At 38.6% G+C, this 21,635-nt stretch carries 19 protein-coding genes; 11 read left to right on the top strand and 8 right to left on the bottom strand.

Translation table 11 applies throughout. From position 1 onward, the window contains the following. Positions 1 to 1,458 carry a sensor histidine kinase gene (locus tag D172_RS04230; RefSeq protein WP_007377019.1) on the bottom strand — a complete coding sequence of 486 codons (1,458 nt, stop codon included), beginning with the start codon at positions 1,456 to 1,458 and terminating at the stop codon, positions 1 to 3. 331 nt (positions 1,459 to 1,789) lie between these two features. Between D172_RS04230 and D172_RS04225 the strand changes: the two genes are divergently transcribed. From D172_RS04225 to D172_RS04205, 5 genes are all read left to right on the top strand, one after another. Beyond that, positions 1,790 to 2,023, top strand: coding sequence for an EF-hand domain-containing protein (locus tag D172_RS04225; RefSeq protein WP_007377021.1), 234 nt, complete (start codon positions 1,790 to 1,792; stop codon positions 2,021 to 2,023). 24 nt (positions 2,024 to 2,047) lie between these two features. Next, complete coding sequence (locus D172_RS04220; protein WP_007377022.1) at positions 2,048 to 2,275, top strand: hypothetical protein; 228 nt, start codon at positions 2,048 to 2,050, stop codon at positions 2,273 to 2,275. Positions 2,276 to 2,565: 290 nt separating this feature from the next. Further along, positions 2,566 to 2,802, top strand: coding sequence for a calcium dependent protein (locus D172_RS04215; protein WP_033016114.1), 237 nt, complete (start codon positions 2,566 to 2,568; stop codon positions 2,800 to 2,802). A gap of 9 nt (positions 2,803 to 2,811) precedes the next feature. Continuing rightward, on the top strand, positions 2,812 to 3,048 hold the full coding sequence (locus tag D172_RS04210; protein WP_007377023.1) for a calcium-binding protein: 237 nt from the start codon (positions 2,812 to 2,814) through the stop codon (positions 3,046 to 3,048). A 133-nt stretch (positions 3,049 to 3,181) separates the two neighbouring features. Continuing rightward, on the top strand, positions 3,182 to 4,858 hold the full coding sequence (locus D172_RS04205) for an amidohydrolase (protein ID WP_007377024.1): 1,677 nt from the start codon (positions 3,182 to 3,184) through the stop codon (positions 4,856 to 4,858). Between the two features lie 52 nt (positions 4,859 to 4,910). Here the strand turns inward: D172_RS04205 and D172_RS04200 are convergent, their stop codons facing one another. After that, positions 4,911 to 5,147 (bottom strand): YgjV family protein, encoded by a 237-nt coding sequence (locus D172_RS04200; protein ID WP_007377025.1) that lies wholly within the window; start codon positions 5,145 to 5,147, stop codon positions 4,911 to 4,913. 287 nt (positions 5,148 to 5,434) lie between these two features. Here D172_RS04200 and D172_RS04195 point away from each other — a divergent pair, with 287 nt between their 5' ends. Continuing rightward, a complete protein-coding gene (locus D172_RS04195; protein ID WP_002962665.1) occupies positions 5,435 to 6,091 on the top strand; it encodes a Crp/Fnr family transcriptional regulator in 657 nt (218 codons plus the stop codon). 434 nt (positions 6,092 to 6,525) lie between these two features. Here D172_RS04195 and D172_RS04190 read toward each other — a convergent pair whose 3' ends face one another. Next, complete coding sequence (locus D172_RS04190; RefSeq protein ID WP_007377026.1) at positions 6,526 to 7,365, bottom strand: HDOD domain-containing protein; 840 nt, start codon at positions 7,363 to 7,365, stop codon at positions 6,526 to 6,528. 300 nt (positions 7,366 to 7,665) lie between these two features. Between D172_RS04190 and D172_RS04185 the strand changes: the two genes are divergently transcribed. Next, complete coding sequence (locus tag D172_RS04185) at positions 7,666 to 9,366, top strand: dipeptidyl-peptidase 3 family protein (RefSeq protein WP_007377027.1); 1,701 nt, start codon at positions 7,666 to 7,668, stop codon at positions 9,364 to 9,366. A gap of 41 nt (positions 9,367 to 9,407) precedes the next feature. Here the strand turns inward: D172_RS04185 and D172_RS04180 are convergent, their stop codons facing one another. Beyond that, positions 9,408 to 9,812, bottom strand: a complete 405-nt coding sequence (locus tag D172_RS04180; protein ID WP_007377028.1) for an HIT domain-containing protein — start codon at positions 9,810 to 9,812, stop codon at positions 9,408 to 9,410. Positions 9,813 to 9,923: 111 nt separating this feature from the next. Here D172_RS04180 and D172_RS04175 point away from each other — a divergent pair, with 111 nt between their 5' ends. Continuing rightward, positions 9,924 to 12,149: a S9 family peptidase gene (locus D172_RS04175; RefSeq protein WP_033023629.1), complete on the top strand. Its 2,226-nt coding sequence runs from the start codon at positions 9,924 to 9,926 to the stop codon at positions 12,147 to 12,149. A gap of 145 nt (positions 12,150 to 12,294) precedes the next feature. Continuing rightward, positions 12,295 to 13,929, top strand: a complete 1,635-nt coding sequence (locus tag D172_RS04170) for a methyl-accepting chemotaxis protein (RefSeq protein ID WP_007377030.1) — start codon at positions 12,295 to 12,297, stop codon at positions 13,927 to 13,929. A 362-nt stretch (positions 13,930 to 14,291) separates the two neighbouring features. Here the strand turns inward: D172_RS04170 and D172_RS04165 are convergent, their stop codons facing one another. Together D172_RS04165 and dinB are read right to left on the bottom strand one after the other, a co-directional pair. Further along, positions 14,292 to 15,827 (bottom strand): M17 family metallopeptidase, encoded by a 1,536-nt coding sequence (locus D172_RS04165; protein ID WP_007377031.1) that lies wholly within the window; start codon positions 15,825 to 15,827, stop codon positions 14,292 to 14,294. Between the two features lie 130 nt (positions 15,828 to 15,957). Continuing rightward, the gene (gene dinB / locus D172_RS04160; protein WP_033016120.1) at positions 15,958 to 17,010 is read right to left on the bottom strand and encodes a DNA polymerase IV; all 1,053 of its coding nucleotides are present in this window, start codon (positions 17,008 to 17,010) and stop codon (positions 15,958 to 15,960) included. Positions 17,011 to 17,212: 202 nt separating this feature from the next. Between dinB and D172_RS04155 the strand changes: the two genes are divergently transcribed. Beyond that, entirely contained in the window at positions 17,213 to 17,644 is a 432-nt protein-coding gene (locus D172_RS04155; protein WP_007377033.1) for an acyl-CoA thioesterase, read from the top strand. 12 nt (positions 17,645 to 17,656) lie between these two features. Then, positions 17,657 to 18,709, top strand: coding sequence for an aldo/keto reductase (locus D172_RS04150; RefSeq protein WP_007377034.1), 1,053 nt, complete (start codon positions 17,657 to 17,659; stop codon positions 18,707 to 18,709). A 54-nt stretch (positions 18,710 to 18,763) separates the two neighbouring features. Here the strand turns inward: D172_RS04150 and D172_RS04145 are convergent, their stop codons facing one another. Further along, positions 18,764 to 19,378 carry a fumarylacetoacetate hydrolase family protein gene (locus tag D172_RS04145; RefSeq protein ID WP_007377035.1) on the bottom strand — a complete coding sequence of 205 codons (615 nt, stop codon included), beginning with the start codon at positions 19,376 to 19,378 and terminating at the stop codon, positions 18,764 to 18,766. Positions 19,379 to 19,662: 284 nt separating this feature from the next. Next, a complete protein-coding gene (locus tag D172_RS04140) occupies positions 19,663 to 21,630 on the bottom strand; it encodes a hybrid sensor histidine kinase/response regulator (RefSeq protein WP_007377036.1) in 1,968 nt (655 codons plus the stop codon). Positions 21,631 to 21,635: the final 5 nt, after the last annotated feature.

Below are 21,635 nucleotides of genomic sequence, written 5' to 3'. Positions count from 1 at the left end.
TTAATTAACTCCTAGACTTTTTGTTATGGGAATTTTAATTGAAAACCGGCAACCATGTGGCTCGTTATGCTCAACAGTAAGTGTACCTCTTAGCTGTTCAACAGACTCTTTTACAATAGTTAAGCCCAGCCCACTGCCTTGCAGCGTAACATTTTTACTGTGTTTACCTTGATAAAATGCGCTGAAAATTTGAGTTTTTTCTTGCTCTTTAATACCGCACCCTTTATCAAGTACAACGATACAAAGCTGGTTTTGCTCAAGCGCTAAATTAATAGTAACGCTTTGCTTATTATCTGAAAATTTTAAGCCATTTGAAATAAGCTGAATTAAAATCATCTCAATAAGCTCACTAGGTAAAGCAAGCGGTTTGTTAGGTAAAGTGTTTTGCCACTGCAGAGCTTGCTCACGCGCACTTAAGCGATGCTCAAAATGGCTATTAATTTTATTAATAAGAAGACTAAACTCAACTTCACTTAAGCTGTCTTTACTGGTGCGAATCGCATTATAACTCAGCAGGCTGTCAATCATTGTGCGAAGGCGCACCATAGATTGGCTAATAAGCTCAAGCACTGCTTTTTGCTCAGCGGTAATTGGGCCTACTATTTCATCAGTTAATAAGTCAGTGCCTTCAACCATTGAAGCAAGGGGCGTTTTTAGCTCATGGGTAACATGGCGTAAAAAAGTATCTTTTTGCTGCTCAAGCATATGAAGTTGCTCTTGCACCCATTGGAGCTTTTCTCCTAGCTCAACAAGCTCAGCTGAACCTTTCACAGATATTTTTTGCTGCCAATGCCCCTGCCCTAGCTTATCAATAACCGTAGTTAACCCTTTTAGTCGCCCACTTATACGCCATAAAAAACCACCACCAACAATTAAAGTAAGCGGAATAAGTGCCACCAGCCAGTTTATAAATGACGCTTGCAGGCTTGTAAGCTCATTTTGGTTATTGGTAATTTGCGCTTCGTTTTTATCACGTAACCATAAAGTAAGCTCAGCAACTAAATCGCTCACTGGCACAAATAGCTCAGCTTGTTGTTGTTTTTGCTCAACGAGTTTTACATGCGCGGTTTGTAAGGTGGTATATAAGCGTTGCCATTGGTGAATATACTCTTTATTCGTGTTTACAAATTTAAGTTCATCAATGCTTTGTAGGGATGATTGCCATTTATCGACAATGAGCTTATCAAGCGATTCACTTTTTAATACCCAGTTTTGCCTAGTGGCGCGCTCAAGGCTGTTGAGCTCTTGTTTTAGAGTATTAAACGATTTGGTAACTTGATAGTTGTTACTCACGATACTTTGAGTAACTGCTAATTGCTTGTTAAGCGCATTTAAAAATACAATCACCACTATAGAAAGCGGGAGTAACGAAAGCAGCATACTCATTGCAAATTGCCCAATTAAATTAGGCCGCCAGTTAAGCATTGCTTGGTATTTTTTAGCTATGGTTGCTGGCATTTCGTTTAGTCCTTTTAAGTTAAGCGTTCTATTATTAAGTGCTTACCTTATACACTAGCTGAACCAGCAATTATATTTAATACGATTAACAGCCAGCGCTACAAAAACAATGTGTCGCCAAATAGAGACAGCGTAACTCGTTGATTTTAATAAACTCCCTTTCACCCCCACCAAATAATGTTGCAAAAGGCGCACAAAAATTACAATAAACCCAGTAAAAACTTCTCATTGGCTTAAAGCAAAAACAATAACCAATTGAAAAATAACAATAATTATTATTGGCACCATTTTTGTAACAGGAGTAATAACTTTAATCAATAAGGAAATAATTATGAACAAACGCATTTTAGTAATTTCATCATTACTGACTTTAGGCTTTTTCGGCGCTAATGCACACGCAGTGGACGTTCACGCGACTTTTAACGAACTTGATCAAGACAGTAACGGCACATTAAGTGAAGCCGAAGCAGGTGAAGATGCTGTGTTACACGAGAATTTTTCTCAAATTGATACTAATCAAGATGGGCAATTGTCGCTAGATGAATTCAAAAAATTTATTCAATAAACTCATTTAATAAGGAACGTGATTATGAAACAACTTATCGCCGCTTTTTCATTAATGTTTTTAGCAATTAGTGCCACCGTAATTGCATCGCCAACAAATGTGCGTTTTGCCCACTTAGATAAAGATATGGATGGACAAATATCAATTATCGAAGCCAAGCAAGACAAAGAAGTAATGAAGCAATTTACCGATTTAGACGAAAACGATGATGAAGTAATTTCTAAGACAGAGTTTAAAAGCTTTAAGCCTTAACAAGTTAAGTTTTGCTTAAGCTTTTATCTAGTAGAGTGAACTAAAGCATTTGCCATAATCCCTGAGGGAGTGTGTAAAAGGATTTAATGTTGGGATTTAAATTATGGCAAGTGCTTTCCCCGCTTCTACTAAATTGTTTATAACCTAAATAACCTGAACTCTGGTTAATAAATCTATCTCAAGCAGCTATTCCCAGCGCTGACTGCGTTGAATTTACTTGTAATAGGCCTGATGTGTTAATTAACCTCTCAACCAGATTACAGGTTAAATAATCTTTTGGAAGAAATACCATGAGGATACTTTCCTTTGTTACAAGCATCTTAATACTATCAAGTTTTGACGCCCTAGCACTTGATGTTAAGCAACGCTTTTCCCATCTCGATACTAACAAAAATGGTTATTTAACCCATGATGAACTTGAACCTCAACCACAATTATTGAGCACATTTTTGATATGGGATAAAGATCAAGATAACCAAATTTCATTAATCGAATTTAAAAATTATCTAACCAATAACCTCTACTGAGTATTTCCTATGAAAAAAATACGCTATATGGCACTTTTTGCATTCAGCACTTTTTGCACTCTAAGTTTTGCCGCAAGCAATAATATTGTTGAACAATTTAATAAATTTGATAGAAACCAAGATGGCTTTTTAACACGTGGCGAAGCATCAATAGACCCTGCTCTTTGGTCTCGATTTTCAAGCTATGATCAAGATAAAGATGGTAAGCTAACATTAAATGAATACGGTTTATACGCGAGTAAATAATTGTTAACTCTTAAGCTAGGTAGGTATCACTAACTAGCTTTAGTTTACTTCGTCCCCCAACCATCTCATCATATTGGTATTATAAAAATGATTTTGTTAGTGTTGATTCACTAACAATAAAAAATAATGCCTTATGCTACTCAAAAAACTAATCAAACCACTCATACTAGCCAGCCTTTGCGCAAGTTCTAGCTACACTCTTGCACAAACAAAAGTAATTTATAACGCCAATGGTTACACCCCTTTATACAAAGGCGAAGTACAGCAGTTTTCTACCCTTGTCATTAAAGATGGAAAAGTAGTAAAAGTAGGTGGCGATACACTAAAAAATAGCTACCCAGACGCCAAGCTCATTGATGTACAAGGTAGCACCTTATTACCAGGCTTAATTGATGCTCATGGTCATGTTATTGGCCTGGGAGATAACTTATCGCAGCTTGATGTACGTGGTGCAAAATCGGTTGATGAAGTCAAAAATAAACTAAAAATATTTGCCAATAACAAACAAGGTTGGATTATAGGGCGAGGTTGGAACCAAGAGCTTTGGGCTGATACCCGCTTCCCAACAGCTAAAGATTTAGACAAAGTAGTTAATGATCGTCCAGTTGTGCTTTCACGTGTAGATAGCCACGCTATTTGGGCAAATTCAAAAGCGCTCGAACTTGCAGGTATTACCGCCCAAACAAAAGCACCTGAAGGCGGTGAAATAATTAAAGACGAATTTGGCAACCCTACCGGCATATTTGTAGATAAAGCAGAATCGCTAATTACCCAGCATATGCCAGAAGCTTCCAAGCAAGATATAAGCGATTCGCTTGATGCAGCAGGAAAGCATTTATTAAGTTTAGGTATTACCTCTACCCATGATGCTGGCATTGATAAAGCAACGTGGGAAGTTTACAAAGAACGCAGTGAACTAGGAAATTTACCTGTGCGTATTGTGGCCATGTTAAGTGGCGCTAGCCCCGACTTAAACACAATGCTTAAAGCAGGGCGATACCAAGACGCAAACAGTTTCATGTCAATCCGCAGTGTTAAAGTATACGCCGATGGTGCACTTGGATCTCGTGGCGCAGCTCTTATTGAAGATTATGCAGACCGTACAGGCCATCATGGATTAATGCTAGAGACACAAGAAAAACTCGAAGCACTCTTTACGCAAAGCTTTAAGCGCGGTTTTAGCGCTCACACCCATGCTATTGGCGATAAAGCAAATAAAGTGGTACTTGATGCTTATGAGAAGGTGTTTAAAAAAACGGGAGGGATATTGCTTCGTAACCGTATAGAACATGCGCAAATTGTAACGCTTGAAGACATTCCTCGCTTTAAAAAGTTAAAGATAATCCCATCAATGCAACCAGTGCATGCTACATCAGATATGCATATGGCAGAGCAACGCTTAACTGAAAAACAACTAAGCGGTGCCTACGCTTGGCAATCTTTTTTACAGCAAGGATCTATTATTGCGGCTGGGTCGGACTACCCTGTAGAACTCGCTAATCCATTCTATGGGTTATATTCAGCCATTACACGCATGGACCACAATCAATTACCTAAAAATGGTTGGCGTGCAAGTGAAGTATTAAGTAGAGAAGATGCATTACGTGCATTTACTTTAGGCGGTGCGTATGCCGCACATCAAGAGTTTAAAATTGGTAGCTTAGAACAAGGTAAATGGGCTGACTTTATTTTAATAGACAAAGATTACTTTAAAATACCTGTTGATGAAATTTATGAAACGAATGTGTTGCAAACATGGATAGCAGGAATAAAACGGTACGAAAAAGAAAAAAATATTATCGATAAATAAAAACTATAAAGGGTTAACGCAAGTTAACCCTTTATAGTTACAGCCTAGTATTTTAGCTTTTAGGCGCTTCAACTTTTGGCTGACGATATATTTTTATAATGTGATATAAATTTACGAGCGACAATAAGCCGTTGGTAAAAATCACAGGTACTGCACCAATGGCAACACCATATGCAGTAAATACAATACAACCAAACATGTTGTACCAGCGTAGTTTTACTACATCAGTCATTGTTAACGATGCAACCAATAAAGCTGACGCAATATAACCTAAATATTCCCAACTCAATTGTTCTCTCCCAGCCTTTAGGTTAGCATTACACTACTGCTAGCTTATGACATTTATAAGTATTGCAAAGTAACAACAAAATAAAAAAGCTAACTTGCTTAAAAAACCTGAAAAAGTTTGCCGGAAAATACCAGCAACTTCTTAAATCATTACACGGGAAATGAAGGTAAAATAATACTCTTAGCAAAGCTAATAGTATTAGTAGCAAGTTAGCGTAAATTCTTAGTGTCTTAATGCTATCGTCATTAAGATGTAATAAATAGGACAAATGTCCGAAGAGCACATTGATGTTTCAATACCATTTTTCTAGTTACCTTGTTGATCAGCTTTTAACCTTTGCCGGTAGTAGCTATCAACAATCAAAAAAAGAAGTTCTGATCCATCAAGATCAGCCTTTAAGCAAGCTTGTGCTTGTACGCAGTGGCACTGTGTCGTTTAGTTACGATGTAGGAAATGGACGACGCCTGCTGTTAGGACAATTGGATTGTAACAACACCCTTATTGGTGAAATAGAAGCGCTAAATAATAATCCGTGTATTTATACGGTCACGTGTTTTAGTGATGTAACCTATAACCTTATTGAATTAAGGCATTGGCGCGCGCTGCTGCTTGAAAAACCAGAACTGAGTTTATACACAGCGCAGACTATAGCGGCTAAATTTCAAGAAAATCAAAAAATCAATCTAGATAAGCTATTACTACCGCTAAGCTACAACATAGCTAAAGATTGTTTACTAAGAGCCGAAAACAACAACCCTACACTGCTTAGAGCTTACCCTACGGTAAATGCAGAAGCCGAACGTTTTGCAACAACTGAGAGAGCTTACAGACGGGTTGTTACAGAACTTGTAGAAAAAGGCTTAGTGCTTAGAAGTAACGATGGTTTGCAAGCGGTTGATATACCAAAACTAAGTGAATACGTAGACAGCTTTGCTCAGCTTTAAGGTTTTTGATTAATTGGCTTGGCTAGTTAAATAATTAGTAAAACGTTATCCATAAAAAGGTTATTTAAGGCCTTACAACATTCAGTTAAAAATTTGATATGAGTTGCGATTATCAGATTTTTAATATGACAATGTTAGAATGTGCGTGCTTGTACAGCAAATAATCCCCAATTCGCTTAATTAAGAGACCTATTTTGAGATAAGAAAATACTGTCGATAACTGGCCTATTGCAAGTAAATTCAACGCAGTTAGCGCTAAAAATTGCTGCTCGGGATGGATTTATTATCCAGAGTTCAGGTTATTTAAATATTTCAAAAAATTGCTCCAATGTATACCTTAAACAGCATTGCAATTAAATCGTGTTTTAATAATCAACATTAATACCAATCCGTATAAACCTTTAAATAATCTAAACGGACTGGTATTACTTACTTTAGCTAAACATGTCTTTCACATCGTCAAGCATATCGTTGTATTCATCACTCGAGAACAGATCCATGGAAGGGATAACCCCTTTTTCTATATACACTTGTAAAGCAGCTGACTTATCAGAAACCTGGAGTGTTCCCTCTAAAATAGCGCCAATACGAATGAAATCGACATAACTTATTTGTTCTAACTTATAACTCGGATCAGCCCAACTTAAAGCGACATTAGAAAATTCTTCAGGAAACTCCCAAGCACGCATGATAGAAGAACCAATTTTCCCACTAAGCTTTTGAATTGCATGAGCTAAAAAGCTCGGGTTAGCAAATACTTCAGGATGACGCTCAGCTTCAGTTAAAATAGGTAACACGCCAATGTTATAAACCAATGCAGCTAGAGTGATTGAATCGCGATTTAATGAAGTATGTTTATTATTTTTTAAGTAAAACTCCATAAGTGTTATTGAATGACTCGCAACCGTTAATGTTTTTTGCCAAGCTTTGCCCATGTAGCCTTTAATTATCTCGTTATTAGATACAAATAATTGCTCCATAGCCATTGCTGTTGCAATATTTTTAATTTGACGAAGTCCAATACGTGTCACTGCTTGTTGTAAATTGGATACTTTTACAGAGCGCCCCATAATCGCACTATTAGCTACTTTTATCATACGAGCAGAAAGCGCGGGGTCTTGTGATATCACATCTGCCATTTGCATCAAATTGACATCAGAGTTATCAGCAGCTTGGCGAACCTTTACAGCAACTTCAGGTAATGTAGGTAAAACGAGTGTATCGTTATTTATTCTATCGACTAAAATTGTTAATAATGCATTTTCTGTAGACATAGATCTGTCATCCTTTTGTTCTTCGATTGCAATGCAACTGCAAACTTCGACAATTAATTTTTGTAATTTTCATAGTACAATTAGTATTGTCTAACTTACCGTTAAAGTTAAGAAAATTATAGAAGTTTATTCCTTATTCTATGTCTTTTATCGCAAGGGCTTGTCTTACAACGCCTAACACTTGCTATTTACCATTTAGTTTTGCTTTAATGCAGTCACTATAAGCAAACGTTTATATGTATTTAGCTACTTAGCTGGTGCATAAAAATTATTAAACTTACTTTTCAAACAGGCAACATAATGATCTTAAATAAAATTAGCCAAGCAATTATGCTCTCTGGTGTCGTTTTTCTTAGTGCATGTTCTGAACAAGCACCGTCTTCTACCGACAACACAGCCGTAGAGCTTGCTCAAAAAAGCAGTGCACAATCAGGCCCTAAGCTTATTAATGCAGATAAACAACGTTTAGATATTTACACCGACTTTAGTCTGCAAAGTGATTTATCACACCTGAGCGACAACCAGCGAGCGATGGTTGCAAAGCTTATTGACGCTTCAAAAGTAATGGATGAGTTATTTTGGAAACAAGCATTTGGTGATAATAAAGATGCTTTTTTAGCAAAGCTAAGTGACGAAAAAGTACGTCAATTTGCCGATATAAACTATGGCCCATGGGATCGTTTAAATGGCGATAAAGCATTTTTATCCAGCTATAAAGAAAAGCCACTTGGTGCACAGTTTTACCCTGCTGACATAACCAAAGAAGAATTAAATAATGCAGACGTAAAAGACAAAACAGGGCTTTATTCTGTAATTAAGCGTGACGAGCAAGGTAAGCTTTATAGCGTACCCTACTCAAAAGAATACGCTGCAGAACTTGCAAAAGCAGCTGATCTTTTGCGCGAAGCCAGTAAGCTCGCCGATGACAAAGAATTTGCTAGTTACTTAAATCTTCGAGCTGATGCTCTGCAAAAAGATGACTTCCAAGTCTCTGACTTTGCATGGATGGACATGAAAAATAACCCTATTGATGTGGTTATTGGTCCTATAGAAACTTATGAAGATCAGTTATTTGGTTACCGCGCTGCTTATGAATCTTATGTATTAATTAAAGATTTAAAATGGAGTGAACGCCTAGCTAAATTTGCAGCATTTTTACCTGAGCTTCAAAAAGACTTACCCGTTGATGCTAAGTACAAACAAGAAGTACCAGGCTCTGACGCCGACCTAAATGCATATGATGTTGTTTACTACGCTGGGCATTCAAACGCGGGTAGTAAAACAATCGCAATTAACTTACCAAACGATGAGCAAGTACAGCTAGAAAAAGGAACTCGTCGTCTACAACTTAAAAATGCGATGCGTGCTAAATTTGATAAAATTTTAGTGCCAATTTCAGAGCAGTTAATTGTACCAGAGCAGCGTAAACACATTACTTTTGATGCATTTTTTGCCAATACGATGTTCCATGAAGTGGCTCACGGTTTAGGTATTAAAAATACAATCACAGGTAAAGGTACTGTTCGTCAATCACTACAAGAACACGCAAGTGCACTTGAAGAAGGTAAAGCCGATATTTTAGGTCTATACATGATTGAACAGTTACTTAAAAAAGGCGAAATTACTGAAGGCACTATTGAAGATTATTACACGACCTTCATGGCAGGTATATTCCGCTCAGTTCGTTTTGGAGCATCAAGCGCGCATGGTAAAGCAAATATGATCCGCTTTAACTTTTTTGCTCAAGAAGGTGCTTTTTCTAAAAATGAAGCAGGCTTATACCGCGTTAATATGGAAAAAATGAGCATTGCAATGGCCAAGCTTTCTCGCTTAATTTTAACCTTACAAGGTGATGGCGATTATGAAAAAGTAGATCAACTAATTGCAACGCATGGCGACATTAAAGAAGAACTTGCTAAAGACTTAGAAAAACTAAGTAAAGCTAATATCCCTGTAGATGTAACGTTTAAGCAAGGTAGGGAAGTACTAGGGCTTAAATAAGTTTAGTTAAACTTAGTTAAACCCTAAAAAAGCGTTGCAGCTTAAAACTGCAGCGCTTTTTTTAGCTCTGTGATTTGTAGATCTGTATAAGGCACTGCTGGGTGCTTACCCCAAATTGGCGCAGGCCATGCAGCATCACTCGTAAAACGCGCAATATGATGAATATGTAATTGCGGCACCATATTACCTAAAGCCGCTATGTTTAATTTATCAGGTTTAAATACATCCATTAATAATTTACTTAGCTTGGCTGACTCTTTTAAATAAACAATTTGATCATCCTCAGATAAATCAATTATCTCTTTTAAGTTAGCCTGCCTAGGCACTAATACAAACCACGGATACAAGCTGTCGTTCAATAAAAGTACTTTACACAACGGCCAATCGGCAAGTTCTATACAGTCGCGTTTAAGCTCTGGCGCTAATTTAAATTCAGGGTTAGTCATTGTTATGTCCTACTTTGTCTTTAATAATTGCCACTTTATAGCATTTAGTTGCAGTTGCACACGCTTGGCTTTACCATTCAAAGCAATATTTATAAAAGCGAAGGCAACCTTGTGCTAAAAAAAATAAAACATCTTTCACTGGCCCTGCCATTAATGGTTGGCACCCTTGCTGTTCAAGCAAAACCTTTATCGCTGGAGCGTATTTTTGACGATCCAAGCCTTTCAGGTAAATCACCTGTGCAACTTAAATTTTCGCCTGACGGCAGCCGTGTGACTTATTTGCAAGGTAAAAGCGATGACTACAATCGCTACGACTTATGGGAATACAACCTAAAAGATAACACCAATCGTGTGCTAGTTGATTCAGCAAAGTTATTTTCAGGCCCAGAAAACCTATCAGATGAAGAAAAAGCACGCCGCGAACGCCAACGTATCTTTGGTAAAGGCATACTTGAATACAAATGGTCTAAAGATGGCAAAGCACTTTTATTCCCACTCAATGGCGACCTTTATTATTACGATTTAGCCTCTGCTAAAAGTAAAAAACTAACCGACACTGAAACATTTGAAACCGATGCACGCTTTTCACCTAAAGGTAACTACGTATCGTTTATTCGAGAGCAAAACCTATTCGCTTTAGAGCTTGAGTCTGGTAAAGAAATTCAGCTTAGTAAAGATGGCGGCGGCGTAATTAAAAACGGCATGGCCGAATTTGTAGCTCAAGAAGAAATGAGCCGCATGACAGGTTACTGGTGGTCAGGTGATGAAACTAAAATTGCCTATACCCGCGTTGACGAAACCCCAGTAAAAGAAGCTATCCGTAACGAAATTTACGCTGACGAAGTTAAATTATTTAACCAGCGCTACCCGTTTACAGGTACCGATAACGTTAAAATTCAACTTGGTGTGGTTAAGCTAAACGACCAAAAAGTAGATTGGATTGATTTAGGTAAAGATGAAGACATTTACATTGCGCGCGCTAAATGGCTAAAAGACGGCAATACACTGTCGTACCAATGGCAAAATCGCTCGCAACATAAATTAGAACTGCGTTTTTATAACAGCGAAACTAAAGCCCAAAAAGTAGCACTGACCGAAAATAGCGAAACGTGGATTAACCTACATTTTGATCTTGAGTTTTTAAAAGACAAAAAACATTTTGTATGGGCATCTGAGCGAGACGGCTTTAAACATTTATATCTGTATCGCACAAACGGTCAACTTGTACGTCAAATCACCTCTGGTGATTGGGCTGTTGATAGCTTAAAAGGTATTGATGAGAAAAAAGGCATTGTTTACTTTGCCGGTCGAAAAGATACACCGCTTGAAAGCCATTTATACAGCGCGCCTTTATTTAAAAAAGGCGATGCCAAACGTATCACCGAAAAAGGTCAGTACCACAATGTTGTGCTAGCAAAAGACAATAAAACCTTTATCGATAATAGCTCGTCTGATAATAAACCAAACTCAGCAGCACTTCGTAAAGTAAACGGCGAATTCATTACCTGGCTTGAAGAAAATAAGCTAGATAGTAGCCACCCCCTTACTCCTTATTTAAGCGACTTAACAAAACCAGAATACGGCACAATTAAAGCCGATGATGGCCAAGTTATGCATTACCGTTTATTTAAGCCTAGCACCATTGCTGATGGCAAAAAGCATCCTGTTATTGTTAACGTATACGGCGGCCCGCATGCTCAGCGAGTAACGAATAGCTGGCGCAGTAAAAACTTGTACTTTCAGTACATGGCGCAACAAGGTTATGTCATTTTTCAACTGGATAACCGTGGTTCGTACAACCGTGGTAAAAAGTTTGAAGATGCTATTTATAAAAAATTAGGTGTGGTTGAGGTTGCCGATCAAATTAAAGGCGTAGAGTTTTTACGTACCCTTGATTACGTAGACCCACAACGCATTGGTGTTTATGGCCATAGCTACGGCGGCTACATGGCACTTATGACTATGTTTAAAGCGGGCGATTACTTTCAAGCCGGCGTATCAGGTGCACCAGTAACCGATTGGGCTCTATACGATACACATTACACAGAGCGTTATTTAGGTCACCCCGATACAAATGCTAAAGGCTACGAAGACAGCGCAGTATTTCCATATGCAGATGGCTTAAAAGGCCCATTAATGATTTATCATGGTATGGCTGACGACAACGTATTGTTTACGCATTCCACTAAATTATTTAAACAGCTTCAAGATAACGAAAAACAGTTTGAAATGATGACCTACCCTGGCTCTAAACACAGCCTACGTGGGAAACAAGTGCAAACACACCTACATCAAACCATAACAAACTTCTTTAATCGTCATTTTGATGTTAAATAGATGAGTTAATATTAAAGGTAGACTAAAGGCTGATTGAAAAATCAGCCTTTTTTTGTTTTATTAGCAGCTAAGCCTAGATTAAATACACTTTTTAGCTACGCTTATTCTATGCACTTAATAGTGCAAACTCATAAAGGATAAATGTATGCTTAATCTTCGTCGTTTTAGTATTTTCCAACGTTTTGCCATTTTAGTAGGTATTGTTATTTTTGGCTTAATTGTATTGAGTATTTCGAGCTTAACTCACCAATACAATGCCCTTAAGAACGAACAATACCTTAAAACACAAAATGTAGTAGAAACCGCGTATAGCATAATCGATCACTTTTATGAGCTGGAACAAAATAAAGCGCTTACCCAAACACAAGCTCAATCCCAAGCGATACAAACTATTCGTGCACTTAGATACGATGAAACTAATTACTTTTGGATTAATAACTACCAACCAGAAATGGTAATGCACCCCATAAAACCGGCACTTGAAGGTAAAAGCCTAAGCAATAATAAAGATCCCGACGGGAAAGCATTATTTGTTGATATGGTAAATATAGTGAAAAAGAATGGCGAAGGTTTCATACCTTATAAGTGGCCAAAACCTGGTAAAGATAAACCTGTTGAAAAAATTGCATTTGTTAAAGGATTTAATCAATGGCAATGGATTATTGGCTCTGGTGTTTACCTTGATTCAATTGATACCGCATTTTCAGAACAACGAAACCTAATTATTCTCAATGCTGTTGTAATGATATTAGCCATTATTTTACTTAGCTATTTTATTGGCAAAAGTATTCTTATCCCAACACGTCTTGCAGCCGATATGATGAAAGATATTTCTCAAGGCGAAGGCGATTTAACGCGCACTTTAAATGAAGAAGGCAACGATGAGATTTCTGAGCTTTCTAAATCATTTAATTCCTTTATATCAAAAATGCGTGAATCACTAACTAATGTTTCACAAAGTGTACGAGACGTTAATGAGCACGTTCATACTGTTGACGAATCAAGTAAAACAAGTCAATCGTTCATAGAATTACAAAACGACAGCTCTACTCAAGTTGCCGCCGCAATGGAGCAAATGACTCACCAAATACATGATGTAAGCCGTAATGCGGAAGCCGCAGAACAGGCTGCTAATGATGCAGCTAAAAATGCATCTACTGGTAAAAATGTTGTAGCTAAAACAATCACTGCCATAGAAACCCTTTCTAGCAATATAGAAACAGTGAGCCGTGTAACGGAAGATCTAGCTAACGAAAGCCATAATATAGGTTCTGTACTCGATGTTATTAGAAGTATTTCGGAGCAGACCAACTTACTTGCACTTAACGCTGCAATTGAGGCAGCTCGAGCAGGTGAGCACGGCCGAGGCTTTGCCGTTGTTGCCGACGAAGTGCGCACACTAGCGAGTCGTACGGGGAAAAGTACTGATGAAATTCAATCAATGATCACCAAGCTGCAAGAAGGTACTAAAGCAGCTGTTGAAGCCGTAAAAGCGAGCCAAACACTTTCCGTATCAACGGTTGATCAAGCATCATCTGCCAACACGTCACTTAACGAAATTGAAAGACTTGTATCAGTAATAACTGAAATGAACAGTCAAATAGCACGTGCTACTGAACAGCAAACATCTGCAGCTGATGAAGTTAATTTACGTATTAATGACCTATCACATTCAACTGAACAGTCGTTAAGCAATACAAAACAACTTACCGATGCTAGTGATAAACTAAAACAAAGCAGCTCGGAGTTATCCAATGTTGTTAATCGCTTTAAGCTATAGTTTAAATATTGAACTCAGAATAAAAATCAGCCTCGAGTCACATTTTAAATAGTGTAAATTAAAAGCCCCAAATTATGGTTCATAATTTGGGGCTTTTATTTATATATTGAGGCCTACTTATCTTTCCAGATTAAATTTTCAGCTGTATGTTTGGTAATTAAGTAAAGCAGTGCCTATTTATGGTATCTGGTTATTCTTCATAAATGACAAACATACTCTACCCTTTGGGGTCATCCTACGTTACATATATAAGTAACGCAGGAGCAACTACCTAGCCCACTAGGTTAAAAATTTCGAGTCGTGATCAAACCGCCATTGGGTATAACAAATTTTAATCCACAAAGGTCAACAGGCCTTAAATTTTATAAACAGTAACGAGCAAACAAGCTAGTTACTGATGCCGCAGTTGGCTTACCATGCTGCCAATCACCGCCTTCAACACCGCTACCTGCTATATCCATATGAACATAAGGTAGAGGCTGTGCAGAGTCGTTACCGTGCTTATCTAGCCCACCTACGATAGCCATAAATGCCATTGGGAACTGATGCCCACGCGCAGTAACTGCAGATGCTGCGTTATTGCTAGATAAAACATCGTCAGCTAGCGTACGTGGTTTAATAAAGTCGTAGTCTTCACGGCGTGAACGCGATACTTCAGCGCCATCGGCCCACAAATCTCCAAGGTCAGCTATTTGACGTGAAACACCAGCGCTACGAGCAGGACCATTTTCAACATACGCACCGTATGGACCCATTGCGCGAGCTGCATGACCCGTTAATGTAGCTACAGTAAATAACGTTGGATTAACCTCAGTTTTAGCTAAATCTTTCATTTCGCTAAGCAGGTCGCCCATTGCTAAACGCCCTTCTGCATCGGTGTTACCGATGCGTACACGGATACCTTCACGACTAGTAATTATTTCATCTGGTACAAAACAATCTGAGCCAATAGAGTTGCGAACAACGGCTAAGTACGATACTACTTTAACGCCTTTAGGTTGATAATCAGCAACTGCTTTCATAAAGCCAGCAACAGATGCTGCGCCGCCTTTATCACGACTCATGCCAGCCATATATCCGCCTACTTTTAAATCGGCTCCACCTGTATCGTATACAAGGCCTTTACCAACAAACATTAGGGTACGAGTAATTTCACCCTCTGGTACATATTCAAGCTTAACAACACGTGGGTGGTGGCGCTCAACTGCATACGATGCGCGAGCAACAGTGCTTAACATTGGGTAATTTTTATCAATAGCTGCAATATCATCGATTACATCAACCGCAATGTTTGAGCCTTTAAATAAATCAACACAGTAATCTGCAAAGCGCGGTGGAGCCATACGTTCAGGTTCAGTACCGCATAAATCACGCGCAGCATATTGACCAGCAGCAATTGCATTAACGGCTTTAATTGTTTGCTCGCTAGCACCAACTAAACCAATACTTGTTATCGGTTCAATACCTTCACCATGAAACTCACGCGCTTCTAATGGCTGCCATAATGCTTGGCAAGCACCTAAATAAGCAACTTCTAAAGCATGCTGATAACGGCTATCGCCATTTAAATTTGGTAAAAATAATACAGGGTTGATACTACCCGATGCTTTCGCTTCGTTGATTGCAAGTTTAGCTGCATCAAAATAACGGCGCACATCGTCATAATCTCTGTTTAGTGGACCGGTTGGCGCAAGTACTACACGCTTATTTTCAATCACTAATAAAATAACTTGCTTACCAATGCGAGAATCTACTTTTGATTGTGCTAAAACAGCATCACGTAGCGAGTTATTTGGTAATTGAGAAAAGTCATCACTAATAATGATTAATGCATCATGTGATGCGAATTCAAGGCTAGCACTTACTGGCTGAGCCAACACGGCTTTTGGATATGCCATAAATAAAGGTCCTGTTAAAAAACATAAGCCCCTATTATCGTCGATTTGAATATTGAAGACCAGCAAGCTGCGATAAGTGTTTAGTTTAATCCACTTTTTAGTGGCAACTTGCAATTACAGGCTTTACAGCTTAATCGAGAATACTAAGTTGGAAGTTTTGATCTGGTTGATTTTTTATGCCCACCCCAATACCTAAAAGCCTGACCGGTTGCTGCACACCTCGCTGGAAAGCTTTAGTAAGTAGTTGTGTAAAAACCTCAGTATTTAATTGGTGATAAGCCTGATCCGCAGAGGTTACTATAAAATTCGCAAATTTAACTTTAACGCTCAGTTTATTAATCCGATTTTGTAATTGTTGTTTTTCCAAGCGCACCTTTAACTCATCTAACAACGTAGGCAACTGTTCTAGGCATTCTTGTAAGCTGGTTTTGTTATACTCATAGGTATGCTCAACACTTAGCGACTTTCTAATACGATTAGTAGATACCTTACCGACATACTCACCTGCACATTTTTGGTAAAGCGATACGCCAAAATTACCTACATGCTGTTGCATCCAATTTACGCCTTTTTCGCGTACATCTTTACCTGTATATAATCCTTTTAAATTGAGTTTTTCGAGCGTTACTTTACCGACACCCGGAATTTTACCCAGAGGTAACTGTGCTAAAAAATCATCCACCTCATCAGGTAATACAACAAACTGACCGTTAGGCTTGTTTTCATCACTCGCTATTTTGGCAATAAATTTAATAGGAGCAATACCAGCGGATGCAGTAAGCCCTGTAGCATTATAAATATCAGCTCTTATTTGCTGCGCAATAAGCGTAGCACTGCCTTTACAAACGCTACTATCAGTTACATCAAGGTAAGCTTCGTCAAGAGAGAGTGGTTCAATTAAGTTGGTGTAACGATTAAATACTTCACGTATTTGATTTGAAGCTTCTTTATAAACAGCCATGCGCCCAGGTACAATAACTAAATCAGGGCATAATTGTTTTGCATGATAATTAGACATAGCTGAGCGCACGCCATACTCTCTGGCAATGTAGTTGGCTGTAGAAAGTACACCTCTGCGACTATTGCCACCAATAGCAAGCGGCACATTGGCCAGCTTAGGATTATCGCGCATCTCAACTGCCGCATAAAAGCAGTCCATATCTATATGAATAAACTTTTTCATCACCATTACAACACTGTTTATTTATACAGCCATTATTGTTTAATCATTATTAATAAGCAAGCTCCTAAACTCTGATTAATCGATTTATTATGGTGGGTTCAAGTTTAGTAAACTCGTCATACATAAAAACAGCGCACTAATTACCTTGAGGTCATATCGTCATATTGATAATCTAGTGCTTTAAAATAAAGAGTTAAAGTGCATGCAAACGTTTAAAGATCAGCACCCTATTCATACTGACATTACTGTAGCGTGGGCCGATATGGATGCCCTTCAACACGTAAACAATGTGGTTTACCTGCGTTACTTTGAAATAGCCAGAATCGACTTTTTAAATAAAATAAACTTATTTGATACAATTAGCCCAAGCGGCATCGGCCCTGTTATAAGCGAAAATAATATTCGTTATAAGCGCCCTGTTACTTTTCCAGATACCCTTACTGTAGGCGTCACTATTTCTGACATTAAAACAGACCGATTTATGATGAATTATACAGTATTTAGTCACGCACAAAATGCCATAACCACAACCGGTAATTCGAAAGTGGTTATGTTTGATTTTGAAACAGGTCAAAAAGCCCCTATTTCAGAGCCTCTTTTATCGGCTTTAATTAGCTACGCTCAAGACGAGTAATAAGGAAATTTTATGCAATACAGTCCACTAGGAAGCAGTGGTGTTAATGTTTCAAGAGTATGTCTAGGTAGCATGACCTGGGGAATGCAAAACACCCAAAGTGATGCAGATGAACAAATAGCCTACGCACTTGCTCAAGGCGTAAACTTTATTGATACAGCCGAAATGTACGCAGTTCCTCCATCACCCGATACCTATGGTAAAACTGAGCAAATTATTGGTAACTGGCTCTCTCGTAACCAACAAAAGCGCGATAAAATTGTACTTGCAACCAAAATTGCTGGTAACGGCTTAGCATGGGTTCGCGATGGCGGTAATATTACTCGCCAAACTGTTATAGAGGCGGTTGATGAATCACTAAAACGCTTACAAACTGACTACATAGATTTATACCAATTACATTGGCCAAACCGCTCTACCCCACACTTTGGTAGACAATGGCCAGGTATGCTTAAATTTACCGACGTAAACACACAAGAACATCAAGCTGGCATGCTGGATATTTTAGAAGGTTTAAACGATTGTGTTAAAGCAGGTAAAATCAAGCACTGTGGTTTATCTGACGACACACCTTGGGGAATAAGCCAATTTTTAAACCTGTCAAAAGAGCATAATTTGCCGCGCATAGTATCTATTCAAAACGAGTTTAGCTTAGCGCATACCAAAGATTGGCCGTATCTAATAGAGCAATGTGTTCACGAAGATATTGCCTACTTACCTTGGTCGCCTTTAGCGGCAGGTTTATTAACGGGTAAATACTTAAATGGTGCTCGGCCAGAAGGCTCTCGCTGGACCTTTATGCAACGTAACGGTATTTTTAGAGATACACCAAACGCAGAGCAAGCAACCAAACAGTATGTTGAACTTGCGCATGATCACAATATTTCCCCTGCTCAACTAGCTCTTGCATGGTGTAATCAAGTAAACGGTGTAACGTCTTCAATTATTGGCGCAACAAATATGGCGCAATTAAAAGAAGATATAGATGCGTTTAATATCACGCTAAGTGACGACGTACTTACAAGTATCGATGTTATTTTTAGAAACAATCCAATGCCCTATTAATACAAACCTAAACAGGTAACTAAATCACGTTTAATTACCTGTTTAATTGTCCAGTTAACTTACACTCCATTGCTGCTCAAGTAAGCATTGCTCATTAGCGTAAAGTCTTACTGTGAACACACTTTCGGCAATCACTTCACCTACGCCTGACGGCGTACCTGTCATAACCACATCACCATCTTCTAGGCTCATAAATTCACTAATTTCGTGTAAAATTGAGTCAGGGTTATGCAGCATAAAATGAGTATCGCCTTGCTGAATTACTTCATTATTAATTTTAAGTTCAAATGTAAAATGCTTCATCGCATCGGTTAGCTCTACAAAATCACTTAAAATAACCGAGCCATTAAATGCTTTAGCGCGCTCCCAAGGTAGCCCTTTATTTTTTAATTTACTTTGCACGGTACGCTTAGTTAAATCAAGGCCGAGTCCAACACCTGCAAATTTTTTATTTTTAATTACAAAACATAACTCGGTTTCGTAATGCAGCGTATCGCCGTTATGAGCTGCAAATAGCGTATTAGTAATCGCGCTATTTGGTTTGTTAAATAACACCATTTGATCTGGCGTTTCGTTGTTTAGCTCTGCAATGTGTGCGGTGTAGTTACGGCCAACACACACTATTTTTGTTGGCGTTAATTCTTCGGATACTAACTTTATTGAATTCATATAAATAATGTCTCAGTTATTGGGCCTGTTGACCTTTCAGGATTAAAATTTGTTCAATCTAGGGGCTATTTAATCGCGGCGCGAGGTTTGTAACCTAGTGGGCTAAGTAAAAACCGAGCAACAAAGAGTAAATAGCCCCTGGGCAGAACCCTTCGGGCAGCACATATTTGGCATTTGTGCTACGTTATCGCCTATTTATGGGGAATAACCACACTACACAGGCTCTGCCTTACCTAAACACCAAACATACTGCTGCAAATTTAACCTCTAAAGATAAACAGGCCCTAACTAATAAGCGTTTCAAGTAAGCTCAAATTAATAGGTTTAAGTAAAACTCGGTCAATATTTAAATCTTTTATTTCTCTTGGATCTGGCTCTGCGCCACTTACAATTACCAAGCGTAGCTCTGGGTAACGCTCGTTAATTTTCTGGCCTAAATCAATGCCACGCCCATCAGGTAAGTGCATATCTAACAATACTTTATTAAATTGCTGATCGTGATTGAGTATTTGTAAACATTGCGCGCAACTCGATGCAATCACGGTCTCTACGCCTAAACTTTCTAAGAGTAGTTGCGTAATTTGCGCAGCATCGTGGTCATCTTCAACAAGTAAAAAACGCTGTTTTTTCTCGGTTAAACTTTTACTACTATTTATATTTTTAGGTTGTGGTGCGCTTTCAGGCGCCACTAAGTAATCTTGTAAACACTGGTACAAAACTGCACTGTCAACCGGTTTGGGGATTACATCGTTAAAACCAAGGGCTGCCAATTCCTCTCGAATGCCTTTCATCGTTGCCGCTGTAAGCGCAATTATTGGGCCTTTATAGCCCATTTTTCTAAGCTCTATAGTCGCTTCCTTGCCACCCATTACAGGCATATGAATATCAATAAAAATAATATCATATGGAGCTTTGTAAGCATCCGCAATACGCACTTTTTCCAGCGCTTGTTGCCCATGCTCCGCATAATCAACCCTTGCACCACAAGTACTAATCATGTGGCCAACCAACATGCGTAAATCGCGTAAATCATCTACCACTAATACACGTCCATGCACCTTACAAGGTGCTGATTTACTTTGTAATTGTGGGGCACTGCTAAAATTAAGTACCTGTCGTTCTACTTCACTAATATCGCCCGGATACACAGAAATAGTAAATGTAGAGCCTTTGCCAATTTCGGAGTCTAAACTAATGCTTCCTTGCATACGCGCTAATAACTCAGCGCATATTGCCAAACCAAGACCAGCACCACCAACAGAGCGCGATTCTACATCGGCAATTTGCTCAAACGGTTTAAAAATCAGTTCTTGTTTTTCAGGGGCAATGCCCATACCTGAGTCTTTAATGCTAAAAAATAGCATTTCGCGCTCATCAACCCACTGTGTCCACGCATTAACAACTATTTCGCCTTTATCGGTAAATTTAACCGCATTATTTATCAAATTTATTAAAATTTGACGCACCCTTGTTGCATCTAGTTGTGCAACCAAAGGTAATGGCTGATTTGATTCAAAGCGAAGCGTAAGGCCTTTATCGAGCACAGACACACGCATTAATGTGTATACATCAGCAAGCATGCTATCGAGGTTAACTTCACTTAGGGTCAGCTCTAGTTTATCGGCTGCTATTTTAGATAAATCGAGTACATCGTTTAACAAGCTCAATAAGTGCTTACCGTTTCGATAAATAACACCTAGCTCATTTTCTGCTTGCTGACTAAAGTCGCTCTGCATTAAGAGTTCGGTGTACCCTAAAATGGACGATAGAGGGGTACGTAATTCGTGGCTCAAATGAGCTAAAAAGCGATCTTTTGAGCGATTTTCGGCTTCGGCTTTTAAACGCTCTACTCGCTCGCCTTCAACATCTTTACGAGCAAGTGCATAACGAATAGCGCGTGCAAAACGGCTCGAGCTCATTTCTGTTTTTATTAAGTAATCTACTGCACCAGCATCAAGCGCCGCTGAATCTAATTCGTCGTTTGACTGCCCAGTAAGCATAATAATGGGTCCGCTAAAGCCATTCGCAATGGCTTCTTTTAATACATCTAATCCATTAGATGCACCTAGGCGGTAATCAAGCAGGCAAATGTCATGCTCATTTTTACTAAGCGTTTCAATTGCCTGCTCTGGGGAGCTAATCCATTGAATGTTAAACGTGTGTGAATCCAATTGGTCTAAATAGTCGCAGGTGAGTATGTAATCATCTTCATCATCTTCTACAAGCAGCAACTGAGTCACTTTATCTAACATAAAAT

The sequence above is a fragment of the Pseudoalteromonas sp. Bsw20308 genome (assembly GCF_000310105.2).
GTDB lineage: Bacteria > Pseudomonadota > Gammaproteobacteria > Enterobacterales > Alteromonadaceae > Pseudoalteromonas > Pseudoalteromonas fuliginea.
The sequence above is the reverse complement of the archived record's forward strand: the minus strand, read 5'-3'. Positions and strand labels throughout refer to the sequence as shown.